The 260-nt window shown below is 75.4% G+C and carries 1 protein-coding gene; it reads left to right on the top strand.

Going from position 1 to position 260, the window contains the following annotated elements; all coding sequences use genetic code 11:
- Positions 1-74: 74 nt before the first annotated feature.
- A partial coding sequence (locus SB751_RS32280) for a hypothetical protein (protein WP_410749294.1) occupies positions 75-260 on the top strand: 186 nt, incomplete at its 3' end.

The following is a 260-nucleotide window of genomic DNA, read 5'->3' as shown; positions in this document are numbered from 1 at the left end:
GCCGCCCCGCCTCGACCGACCCGATACCAACCCGGCAGCGTCCGCGCACGCTGCCTCACCAGGAGACATCCGTCATGACATCCCGACTTTCCGTGTCGAGCGCCCGCCCGCGCGTGCTCGCCCTGTTCGCGACGCTCGTCGCGACCGCCGCCGCGTTGAGCGCGTGCGGCGGCGACGACGCGAGCACCGGCAGCAGCGCGGCCGCCTCCACGCCGCCCGCCGCCAGCGTGTTCCAGGTCGGCACGACCACCGTCGACGCC

This window comes from Cupriavidus sp. SIMBA_020, assembly GCF_046535395.1.
GTDB lineage: Bacteria > Pseudomonadota > Gammaproteobacteria > Burkholderiales > Burkholderiaceae > Cupriavidus > Cupriavidus campinensis.
The sequence above is the reverse complement of the archived record's forward strand: the minus strand, read 5'-3'. Positions and strand labels throughout refer to the sequence as shown.